Source organism: Solirubrobacter ginsenosidimutans, from assembly GCF_027587205.1.
In genome coordinates, this window is record NZ_JAPDOD010000039.1 from 70,636 (window position 1) to 82,938 (window position 12,303).

General features: G+C 68.0%; 5 protein-coding genes. 4 read left to right on the plus strand and 1 reads right to left on the minus strand.

Annotated elements, in window-relative coordinates:
* Positions 1 to 501 precede the first annotated feature (501 nt).
* The 3 genes from rpoB to OM076_RS31945 all read left to right on the plus strand — a co-directional run bounded on the left by rpoB (position 502) and on the right by OM076_RS31945 (position 11,391).
* Positions 502 to 4,074 carry a DNA-directed RNA polymerase subunit beta gene (gene rpoB / locus OM076_RS31935; protein WP_270044198.1) on the plus strand — a complete coding sequence of 1,191 codons (3,573 nt, stop codon included), beginning with the start codon at positions 502 to 504 and terminating at the stop codon, positions 4,072 to 4,074.
* Positions 4,075 to 8,160, plus strand: a complete 4,086-nt coding sequence (locus OM076_RS31940) for a DNA-directed RNA polymerase subunit beta' (RefSeq protein WP_270044199.1) — start codon at positions 4,075 to 4,077, stop codon at positions 8,158 to 8,160.
* Positions 8,161 to 8,346: 186 nt separating this feature from the next.
* The gene (locus OM076_RS31945) at positions 8,347 to 11,391 is read left to right on the plus strand and encodes a M14 family zinc carboxypeptidase (RefSeq protein ID WP_270044200.1); all 3,045 of its coding nucleotides are present in this window, start codon (positions 8,347 to 8,349) and stop codon (positions 11,389 to 11,391) included.
* A 132-nt stretch (positions 11,392 to 11,523) separates the two neighbouring features.
* Here OM076_RS31945 and OM076_RS31950 read toward each other — a convergent pair whose 3' ends face one another.
* Positions 11,524 to 11,850 (minus strand): nuclear transport factor 2 family protein, encoded by a 327-nt coding sequence (locus OM076_RS31950; protein ID WP_270044201.1) that lies wholly within the window; start codon positions 11,848 to 11,850, stop codon positions 11,524 to 11,526.
* 53 nt (positions 11,851 to 11,903) lie between these two features.
* Here OM076_RS31950 and OM076_RS31955 point away from each other — a divergent pair.
* Positions 11,904 to 12,303 (plus strand): helix-turn-helix domain-containing protein (locus OM076_RS31955; RefSeq protein WP_270044202.1); only part of this gene is annotated, 400 nt, incomplete at its 3' end.

Consider the following 12,303-nt stretch of genomic DNA (forward strand, 5'->3'; position numbering starts at 1 on the left):
CAAGAGGGCGCCTTGACCAAGGCGCCCTCTCGTGATGTTCCCTCTAGGAATGACCGAGCGGTGACGGTGCCGGAGCGCGCCGGCGGGACAGGCCGGAAGCGGTGACGGGCCGCTTCCGGGTGAGGCTCGGTTTTGGGTGTTCGGACTGCAGGGAGATTAGGGGGGTGCGGCTACCCGCACCATCCCCTTTCCGTGGTAACCGAAATCTGGTGCGGCGGACGGTCGTCGTCACCCGGCTCGACGAAGGTTGCATTTCGCTGCCTTCCCGAACCTTGACCCCATCGCTATCCTGGGGGCCACTCGGCCGATAGTCGTAGCCGTCCACAGCGCCCTTCCCGCCACATACGGGAGCCGGGCCGGACGGGGTCCGTGAGAGCTGAGCGCCCCTCGCCGGGGGGTTCGCCTACCCCTGTGCTATCTTGGCTGGTCGCGCCCGTATGCCCTTGGCACCCCCGCGCAACCTCCGCCCGCTCCACCCGACCTCCCCGAGGAGTCGCCGTCTTGGCTTCTGTTGATGCTTCCCGCACGCGTCGTACCTTCGCGCGCCTCGATAAGTCGATCGATGTCCCCAACCTGATCGACATCCAAAAGAAGTCGTTCGCCTGGTTGGTCGATCCTGAGGGTGGGGGGTTGCGGGAAACGATCGACGACATCTCTCCGATCGAGGACTACACCGGCAACCTGGCCGTCCAGTTCGGGGAGTTCACGTTCGATCAGCCGGTCGCTTCGCTGGATGAGTGCCGTGAGAAGGACCTCACCTACGCGCGGCCGCTGACCGTCACGGTCGGCTTCATCAACCGCGAGACGGGTGAGATCCGCGAGCAGTCCGTCTTCATGGGTGACTTCCCGTGGATGACCGAGCGCGGCACCTTCATCATCAACGGCACCGAGCGCGTCGTCGTGACGCAGCTGGTCCGTTCCCCGGGCGCGTACCTGATGGAGCCCAAGGATCCGGAGAAGCAGGTCTTCGTCGCGAACCTGATGCCGGCTCGCGGCTCCTGGCTGGAGCTGGAGATCGACAAGAAGGGCCGCGTCTACGTCCGGATCGACCGCAAGCGCAAGCTGCCGGTCACCGTCCTGCTGCGCGCGATGGGCTACAGCTCCGACGAAGAGATCCTCAAGCTCTTCAACGACAGCCTCTACATCCGCAACACGATCGAGGCCGACACGGAGGTCACGCGCTCTGAGGAGGGCGCGCTGATCGAGCTGTTCAAGAAGCAGCGTCCGGGCGAGCCGCCCTCAGTGGACAACGCTCGCGCGCTGTTGAACCAGCTGTTCTTCGATCCCAAGCGCTACGACCTCACGCGCGTGGGTCGCTACAAGCTGAACTCGCGTCTGGGCCTGGACATCGACCTCGATGTCCGCACGCTCACGCATGACGACATCCTCGCGCTGGTGCGCGAGCTGGTGCGCCTGCCGAACATCCTGGGGATCTCCGAGGAGCTCGACGAGGATCTCAAGGACTACGCCGCGGAGGCGCTGAGCCGCCCGCGCGAGGCCGTCGAGGAGCACCTGGACGAGTACGAGCATTTCGGCAACCGCCGTCTGCGTACCGTCGGCGAGCTCATCCAGGAGGCCTTCCGGATCGGTCTGTACCGGATGGAGCGCGTCGTGCGCGAGCGCCTCACCACCGAGGACGCGGACACGATCACGCCGCAGACGATCATCAACATCCGCCCGGTCGTGGCCGCGCTGAAGGAGTTCTTCGGCTCCTCGCAGCTCAGCCAGTTCATGGACCAGACGAACTCGCTCTCCGGCCTCACGCACCGGCGTCGCCTCAGCGCCCTCGGCGCCGGCGGCCTGACGCGTGAGCGCGCGCCGATCGAGGTTCGCGACGTCCACCCGACGCACTACGGCCGGATGTGCCCGATCGAGACGCCGGAGGGCCCGAACATCGGCCTGATCGGCTCGCTCTCGAGCTACGCGCAGGTCTCCGAACACGGGTTCGTCACCACGCCCTACCGCGTGGTCAAGGACGGCGTCCTGACCGACGAGATCGTCCACCTGGACGCGACCGAGGAGCAGGAGCGCCTCATCGCCCAGGCCGACGAGCCGCTGGACGCCAACCGCAAGATGACGCGGGACTCGATCCTCTGCCGCACGCTCGCGGGCCAGTACGTCTACGTGACGCCGGAAGAGGTCGACCTGATCGACGTCTCGCCGGAGCAGATCTGGTCCGTCGCCACGGCGATGATCCCGTTCCTCGAGCACGACGACGCCAACCGCGCGCTCATGGGCTCGAACATGCAGCGCCAGGCGGTGCCGCTGCTCAAGACCGACGCGCCGCTGGTCGGCACGGGCATGGAGCGCCGCGCGGCGCACGACACGGGCGACGTGCTGCTGGCACGCAACGCCGGCGTCGTGGACTTCGTCGACGCGACGCGGATCGTCGTTGCCACCGAGGACGGCAACCGTGACGAGTACGAGCTGCAGAAGTTCATGCGCTCCAACCAGGGCACGCTGATCCACCAGAAGCCGTTCATCAAGGCCGGGCAGGAAGTGGCCCAGGGCCAGCTGCTGGCCGACGGTTCGAGCTCCGACAAGGGCGAGATGGCGCTGGGCAAGAACCTGCGCGTCGCCTTCATGTCCTGGGAGGGCTACAACTTCGAGGACGCGATCATCCTGTCGCGGCGCCTGGTCAAGGACGACGAGCTCACCTCGATCCACATCGAGGAATACGAGATCGACGCCCGCACGACCAAGCTGGGCGACGAGGAGATCACGCGCGACATCCCGAACCGCTCCGAGGAGTCGCTGCGCAACCTCGACGACCGCGGCATCGTCCGCATCGGCGCGGAGGTGCAGTCCGGCGACCTGCTCGTCGGCAAGGTCACGCCCAAGGGCGAGACCGAGCTGACCGCCGAGGAGAAGCTGATCCGCGCGATCTTCAAGGAGAAGGCGCGCGAGGTCCGCGACACCTCGCTCAAGGTCCCGCACGGTGAGGGCGGCGTCGTCATCGACGTCAAGACGTTCTCCCGCGCGGCCGGCGACGACCTGTCGCCGGGCGTCAACGACCTGGTCCGCGTCTTCGTCGCCAAGAAGCGCAAGATCTCCGAGGGCGACAAGCTCGCCGGGCGCCACGGCAACAAGGGCGTCATCTCCAAGATCGTTCCGGAAGAGGACATGCCGTTCCTCGAGGACGGGACCCCGGTCGACGTCATCCTGAACCCGCTCGGCGTGCCGAGCCGGATGAACATCGGCCAGATCCTGGAGACCCACCTCGGGTGGGCCGCCGCCGAGGGCTGGTACGACGACGGCACCGAGGCGTTCAAGCGCGCCCCGGAGTCCGACAACGGCCGCGTCTACGTCGCCACGCCCGTCTTCGACGGCGCGACGGTGCAGGACGTCGACCACGCGCTCGTGCAGTGGCAGAAGGAGCACAAGGGCGCCATCCGCATGGACGTCGACGAGAGTCGGCGCCCGGGCGAGAAGGCCTCCGGCAAGCTGCAGCTCTTCAACGGGCGTACCGGTGAGCCGTTCGGCCAGCAGGTGACGGTCGGCTACATGTACATCCTGAAGCTGCTCCACCTCGTGGACGACAAGATCCACGCGCGTTCCACCGGCCCGTACTCGCTCGTGACCCAGCAGCCGCTGGGTGGCAAGGCGCAGTTCGGCGGCCAGCGCTTCGGTGAGATGGAGGTGTGGGCGCTGGAGGCCTACGGCGCCGCCTACACACTGCAGGAGATGCTCACGATCAAGTCCGATGACACGGTCGGGCGTGTGAAGGCCTACGAGGCGATCGTCAAGGGCGAGAACATCGCCGAGCCGTCGATCCCGGAGTCCTTCAAGGTGCTGTTGAAGGAGATGCAGTCGTTGGCGCTGGACGTCAACGTCGTCTCCGACGACGGGGCCCGCGCCGAGATGGGCGACGAGGACGATGACCTGCTGCGCGCGGCAGAGGAGCTCGGCATCGACCTGTCGGGCGTGCGCGCGACCGACGGCCAGGCCGCCGATGAGACCGAGGCACTCGAGATCTCAGAGGGCGAAGAGGGCCAGACAGACGACGACGAGGCGACGGACGCGGGCTACATCGAGACCGCCGCCGCCCCCACTGACGGTGAGGAGACCGAGTAAGTGATCGACATCAACAACTTTGACGCCATTGAGATCGGTCTCGCGTCCTCGAAGCAGATCCGGAGCTGGAGCTCCGGTGAGGTCACGAAGCCCGAGACGATCAACTACCGCACGCTGAAGCCGGAGAAGGACGGCCTCTTCTGCGAGCGCATCTTCGGTCCGACCAAGGACTGGGAGTGCTACTGCGGTAAGTACAAGCGTGTCCGCTACAAGGGCATCGTGTGCGAGCGCTGCGGCGTCGAGGTCACGCGGTCCAAGGTGCGCCGTGAGCGCATGGGCCACATCGATCTGGCCGCCCCCGTGAGCCACATCTGGTTCTTCAAGGGCGTCCCGTCGCGCATCGGCTACCTGCTCGATATGGCTCCCAAGGAGCTTGAGAAGGTCCTCTACTTCGCGGCCTCGATGGTCACGTGGGTGGACGAGGACGCGCGCGCCGCCGACCTCGACGAACTGGCCGCCAAGGTCAACGAGTCGCTGGACGAGTACGCCGCCGAGAAGAACCTGCGCCTGCAGGAGATCGACGAGTCGCTCGAGCGCCGCGAGGCGTACCTGACGTCGGGGTCCCAGAAGGACTTCTCCGACGAGGACCACCTGTGGGCCGAGCACCTCGACATCGACACGGCCAAGCTCGAGGACGACGAGCGCGCCAAGCACATCAAGGACATGCGCAAGGCCCTCGAGGCCGACCGCACGGATACCGAGGCCTACATCGAGGACGCCATGGAGCGCCTTCGCCAGGTCTGGGATCTGTTCCAGGACATGACGCCCAAGCAGGTCGTCAACGACGAGACGCTGTTCCGTGAGCTCAAGGAGCGCTTCGGCTCGCCGTACGGCTGGGGCGAGTACTTCCGCGGCGGCATGGGCGCCGAGTCCGTCCGTGACCTGCTCGAGCAGGTCGACCTCGAGGCCGAGCGCATCGAGCTCGAGGACCAGGTCCGCACCGCCAAGGGCCAGAAGCAGCAGCGCGCCGTCAAGCGCCTGAAGGTCGTCTCGGCCTTCCTGCACTCCGGCAACAAGCCGGAGATGATGATCCTCGAGGCCGTTCCGGTGATCCCGCCGGAGCTGCGCCCGATGGTCCAGCTCGACGGTGGCCGCTTCGCGACCTCCGACCTCAACGATCTCTACCGCCGCGTCATCAACCGCAACAACCGGTTGAAGCGCCTGCTGGACCTCGGCGCGCCGGAGATCATCGTCAACAACGAGAAGCGGATGCTGCAGGAGGCCGTCGACGCGCTGTTCGACAACGGCCGCCGCGGCCGGCCCGTCACGGGCCCGGGCAACCGCGCCCTGAAGTCCCTGAGCGACATGCTCAAGGGCAAGCAGGGCCGCTTCCGCCAGAACCTGCTCGGCAAGCGCGTCGACTACTCGGGCCGCTCGGTCATCGTGGCCGGCCCGTCGCTGCGCCTGCACCAGTGCGGTCTGCCCAAGCTGATGGCGCTCGAGCTGTTCAAGCCGTTCATCATGGCCCGCCTCGTCGAGCGCAAGGCCGTCCAGAACATCAAGGCGGCCAAGAAGATGGTCGACTCGATGATCCCGGAGGTCTGGGACGTCCTCGAAGAGGTCATCCACGAGCACCCGGTGCTCCTGAACCGCGCCCCCACGCTGCACCGTCTGGGCATCCAGGCCTTCGAGCCGGTGCTCGTCGAGGGCAAGGCGATCCAGGTCCACCCGCTCGTCTGCCACGCGTTCAACGCCGACTTCGACGGCGACCAGATGGCCGTACATCTCCCGCTCTCCGCCGAGGCCCAGGCCGAGGCGCGCGTGCTGATGCTCTCGTCGAACAACATCCTGTCCCCGGCCCACGGCGCTCCGCTGGCCACGCCGGCCCAGGACATGATCCTCGGCACCTACTACCTCACCTACGGGCCCGAGGAAGAGGAGCTCGACGCGATCGATCCGGCGACGCACGAGCCGAAGATGCACGTGTTCCGCTCCGCTCAGGAGGCCGAGCTGGCCTACGAGCACAAGATCGTGGGTCTGCACGACCCGGCGCAGTACCGCGCCGAGTGGTTCGAGGCCGGGCACATCGCCACGACCGTCGGGCGCATCATCTTCAACGACAAGATCGAGCGCGCGCTGGAACAGACGATGGGCGAGGACTTCGACCGCGCCCAGTACACGTTCATCAACAAGTCCCTGCGCAAGCGCGACACGACGGCGTTCGTCGACACGCTGGTGCAGTCCTTCGGCGCCTCGGCGATCTCGCAGGTCCTGGACGCGTTCAAGGACCTCGGGTTCAAGTACGCGACGCAGGCCGGCATCACGGTCTCCAAGAACGACGTGGTCGTGCCGCCGAGCAAGCCGCAGATCCTCAAGAAGTACGAGGACCGCGTCGCGAACCTGCGCGAGCAGTACGAGGACGGCCTGATCACGCAGGAAGAGCGCCATCTGGCGGTCACGGATCAGTGGAACGCCGCGACCGACGAGGTCGCCGACGCCATGATCGAGAACATCCAGAAGACGGACGAGCTGAACTCCATCTACATGATGGCCAGCTCCGGCGCCCGTGGCTCCTTCAAGCAGATCCGCCAGCTGGCGGGCATGCGCGGCCTGATGGCCAACCCGAAGGGCGAGATCATCGAGCGCCCCGTGAAGGCCAACTTCATGGAAGGCCTCGACGTCATCGAGTACTTCACGTCCACCCACGGCGCCCGCAAGGGCCTCGCGGACACGGCGCTCCGCACGGCGGACTCGGGGTACCTGACCCGCCGCCTCGTGGACGTCGCGCAGGACGTGATCATCCGGATCGAGGACTGCGGCACCGAGGAGTACCTCGAGACGCCGCTGTTCAAGGTCACGGGTGAGCCCGAGGACCAGCTCGTCGGCCGCATGGCGGCCGCCGACGTCAAGGACGGCAAGACGGTCATCGTCTCCAAGGGCGAGGAGATCACCCTCGAGGTGCTCGCCGCGCTCGTGGCCGCCAACCAGGACGCCGCCGGCGCCAACGGCTCCGCGGTCAAGATCAAGGTCCGCTCGACGCTGAAGTGCGAGGCGACGGTGGGCGTGTGCCAGCAGTGCTACGGCCGCGCGATGGCGACCGGCAAGACGGCGATGATCGGCGACGCGGTCGGCATCGTCGCCGCCCAGTCGATCGGCGAGCCCGGCACGCAGCTGACCATGCGTACGTTCCACACCGGCGGCGTCGCCGGCGCGGACATCACGCACGGCCTCCCGCGCGTCGTGGAGCTCTTCGAGGCCCGCAAGCCGAAGGGCCTGGCGAAGATTGCCGAGGTCGACGGCGTGGTCAACATCGAGGACACCGACAAGGCCCGCACGATCGTCATCACCGACGAGGCGGGCGAGGAGCACCGGTACCCGTTCCCGCGCCGCACGCGACTGCACGTCGCCGACGGTGAGGTCGTCGAGGCCGGCAAGCAGCTCAACGAGGGCTCGCTGTACCCGCACGAGTTGCTGGACCTGCGCGGCCGCACGGCGACCGAGGTCTACCTGGTCAAGGAAGTCCAGGAGGTCTACAAGTCGCAGGGCGTGGACATCCACGACAAGCACATCGAGCTGATCGTGCGCCAGATGCTCAAGAAGATCCGCGTCGAGCAGAAGGGCGACACGGAGCTGCTCCCGGGCCAGTACGTGGACCGGCACGAGTTCCGCAAGATCAACGACAAGGTCATCGCCGCGGGCGGCGAGCCGGCCGTGCATGCCGAGATCATCCTCGGCATCACCAAGGCATCGCTGGCCACGGACTCCTTCCTCTCGGCGGCCTCCTTCCAGGAGACCACGAAGGTCCTCACCGACGCGGCGCTCGAGGGCAAGATCGACCGCCTCGCGGGCCTGAAGGAGAACGTGATCATCGGCAAGCTGATCCCGGCGGCCACCGGTCTCAAGCGCTACCGCGCGATCGAGATCGAGCCGTCGGAGCCGCTGCCCCGTGGCATCGACGACGTCGGCCTGCTCGAGGGCGACGACCTCGCCGCGGAGCTCGGCCTCTCCGACGACGAGGGTCTGCAGGGCTTCGGCCCGGCCTTCGACACGACGGAGCTGGACGAGATCAACGCGGGCTTCGGCCCGTCGGGCGGCTCGTTCGACGACATCGGCGCCGACCTCGGCGGCGACGACATCAAGCGGTAGCCAACGCGGCAGCTGAAGGTTGATGAAGGGCCCCGCTCCGGCGGGGCCCTTCGTCGTTAAAGGGGTGTGGATGCAAATCAACACGAAGCTTTCACCTCGCACCAATGATTCGTTCATATTTGGCGGCAGTGCGGGCTGTCATCTGGGTGACAGCCCGCGGAACGCACACGTATGGAGGGTCGCCCCATGGTTGGGAGAGGGTCGTTCACGACTGAGGCCGGACGCCTTGCGAGGGCCTTGCTGCTCGCGTCGGCGCTCCTGCTCGGTGCACCGGGCGCCGCCGCGTTCGCGCAGGACGACGAAGAGCTGCGGCTCGTCAAGGTCACGGCGCAGAACGCCGCGTCGATCCAGCAGCTCGAGTCACGCTTCGACGTCGGCTACATCGGCGAGCCCACGGAGGCCGCCGTCTACCTGACCCCCTCCGACGAGGCGCTGCTGCGGGCCGAGGGCTACCAGGTCGGCGCGGTCGTCGAGGACAACAGCACCTGGGAGGCGCGCAAGGCCGAGATCGCCGCCGCCGACCAGGCCGAGGCGCTGGCCCAGAAGCTCGCCGAGGAGGGCAAGGCGGGCAAGGGCGCCAAGAACGCCGTCGACGTGCCGGGCGAGACCGTGATCATGCGCGCCTACACGTTCACCAACTACGCCGGGCGCTTCCTCTACGTCGAGGCCCACAACAAGGCCCAGACGACGACCACCGGCCCGACCCTCCAGATGTCCTACGCCGGCGCGGACGGCGTGTACCGGCCTGCGGTCGGCTTCAGCCAGAGCGGCATCACGCCCGACGGCAACGACTCGACCACACAGGGCAACAAGCTCAACGACGCCGGCCAGTACATGTACCACCGCGTCCTGGTCGCGCTGCGCGGCGCTGACGCGAACCTGGCCGCGGGCGACATCACGGTCCGCGTGGCGGCGAGCACCGGCTCGACCGACACGGCCAAGGTGACGGAGTGGGCGGCCAAGGCGCTGCCCGCGCGCGTCGCCGCGTTCCAGAAGGACTTCATCACCAAGTACATGAACCCGTCGGAGGCCTACGAGCGCCTCGACGGCCTGGCCGCCGAGTTCCCGGGCATCGCCGAGATCGTCCACCTGCCGGAGAAGACCAACGGCTACCAGCGGCAGGCGATGGCGATGATGGCGGGGACGACCGCGCTCGGCTCCAACCCGAACGCCACCAACGCGCCGCTCGCGGTGCAGCTCTTCAGCAAGGCGATGGGCCACCTCGGCGGCAACCTGATCAGCGCCGAGTTCAAGAACCCGGGCGCGAACGACGCGCCGCTCAGCGTCGCCGTCACCGGCAACGACATCGTCGTCAACCTGGCGACCGGCCCGACCGGCGCGCTCACCAGCACCGCGGCCCAGGTGGTCGCCGCGATCACCGCCAGCCCGGCCGCGAGCGCGCTGGTGAACGCGTACACGTACGGCGGCAACGCGGGTGCCGGCATCGTCCCGGCCCACGCCAAGGCGCAGCTCTCGGACTTCCTCAACGGCCCGGCGGCCATCAAGGGCCCGTTCGACCAGCGGGTGCTGCGGATCGGCAAGCAGCGCGACGGCACCAAGACGGGCGTGTTCATCTACTGCAACCAGCACGCGCGTGAGTGGGTCACGACGATCACCTGCGTCGAGACCGCCGAGCGGCTGCTGCGCAACTACGCGACCGACCCGACGACCAAGGAGTACGTCGACAACCTCGACATCTTCATCCTGCCGTCGGTGAACCCGGACGGCGGGCACTACTCGTTCTTCGACGCCGCCGCCCAGCGCCGCAACCTGAAGAACCACTGCCCGATCACCGCCACCACCGGCGGCATCGGCAACCGCGGCTCCTGGGGCGTCGACCTCAACCGCAACAACAACATCGGCACGCTCTTCGACGGCTACTCGGGCGCGAGCTCGTCGTGCACCAGCGACACGTTCGCGGGTCCCAGCGAGACCTCGGAACCCGAGATCCGCAACGAGCACTGGGTCGTGGACACGTTCCCGAAGATCAAGTTCGCGATCAACATCCACACCCACGGCGGCTACTTCATGTGGGCGCCGGGCGCCTACATCTCGGCCGGACGCGTGACGCTCCCGTCGCCGAACATCGGCATCGAGAAGTACTTCTTCGACGTCGCCGACGAGATCCTGTCGCACATCCGGTCCTCCCGCGGCACGGCGATCCTGCCCCAGCGCACGGGCCCGATCGCCGACGTCCTGTACTCGGCCGCCGGCAACTCCGCGGACGACCAGTACTACCGCAAGGGCATCATCGCCTACTCGTTCGAGGCCGGCGCCCAGAAGCTCGCGGTCAACGCGACGACCGGCGCCATCTCTCGCACCGACGTCGGCTTCCAGCCCTGCTTCGCCGGGCTCGGGACCGGCGGCGGTACCGGCACCTGCAACACGGTCCAGATCAACGAGGGCCACGACTCGGCGATGGAGTTCGCCGACGGCAACTACGGCCTGCTCCAGGGTGCGCTCGAGTACTCCAAGGACGTCACCCCGCCGTCGACCACGATCGAGTACTCGGCCGCGCAGACCGGCAGCGAGCCGATCAACTTCCGGTTCAACTGGGTCAAGGAGCCGTCGGTCATCTACTACACCAAGGACGGCTCGACCCCGACCGTGATCGACTGCGACAACCCGGGGACGTCGTCGACGCGCTGCTACAGCAACCAGGGTCCGCGCCGCCCGGGCGAGGTCCTGACCATCAGCGCCCTCGGCGTCCATGACGTCAAGTGGATGTCGGTGGACATCAAGGGCAACCAGGAGGCGGTCAAGACGCAGCGCTTCCTGATCGCGGCCGACCAGGAGAACGGGACCGCCAACGGCACCGTCCCGGCCACCCTGGCCCTGTCGCTGGGCACGCCGCCGGCGTTCGGAGCGTTCACGCCGGGCATCGCGAAGGACTACACGGCGGCCACCACGGCCAACGTGATCACGACGGCCGGCGACGCGACCCTCTCGGTCGCCGATCCGAGCACGACCAACACCGGCAAGCTGGTCAACGGCACGTTCACCCTGGCCCAGCCGATCCAGGCCGCGGCGTCCAGCCTGGGCGGCACCGGCTCGGCGCTGAAGCCGGTCGGCGGTTCCGCCAGCCCGACCTCGTTGCTGACCTACACCGGCCCGAAGAGCAACGACGCGGTCACGCTGAGCTTCAAGCAGACCATCGGCGCCAACGAGGCACTGCGCACCGGGTCCTACAGCAAGGCCCTCACGTTCACGCTCTCGACCACGACCCCCTAACCACACCTAAAGCCCACCTAAGGGGTCTGACCCCTTAGGTGGCGTTTAGGTCTCGAAGGGCCGGCCAGAGCGCCGGCCCTTCGTCGTTTCGCGCCTAAAGAGCACTTAAGGGGCCAGACCCCTTAGGTGGGGTTAAGGTTGTGTGACGCGCCAGTGCTCGGCGATCTGGTCGTCGTGGATGCGTTCGATCTGCATCTGGAGGGCGTTGAAGGGGTGCACGCGGGTGTGGACGCAGACGTGGTCTCCGCCGTCGACGATGCGCAGCAGCTCGAAGCGCAGGTCCGGGGTGTCGCGGCGCATGGCGGCGACGATCGGCTTCAGGCCCTCCGGTCCGGGCTGTGGGTCGGGGAGACCCGGACTGTGGTTGACGTAGTCGGGAGCGATGAGCGCGTCGAAGGCGTCGAGGTCGCCGGTGTTCCAGGCCTCGAGGTAGCGATGCACGAGCGCGGTGTTGGTCATGGGCGGACACGATGCGCTCGCGCGGGCGCGCCGTGAATGGGAGAGTTTCTCCCATGCAGCAGGAGTTCGGCGCCTATCTGCGCTCGCGGCGCGAGCGGGTGGGTCCGCAGGAGGTTGGGCTCTCCGTGGCGGGCGCCCGGCGCACGCCGGGCCTGCGCCGCGAGGAACTCGCGCAGCTGGCGGCGGTGAGCGTCGACTACGTCGTCCGGCTCGAGCAGGGCCGGCTGCGCCCGTCGGAGAGCGTGCTCGCGGCGCTGGCGCGGGCACTGCGGTTGAGCCCCGCGGAGCGCGAGGCGCTGTTCACGCTCGGCCGCCCGCCGCTGGGGTGGGAGGAGGCGCGCGAGCCGCGGGTCGGCGGCGCGGGCGGTGCGATGGCGGACACCCGGGCCGCGGCGGGTAAGGCGCGCGGCGACGGCGCGGGCGGCAGCGCGCGTCGCGAGGGAGCGGGCGGCT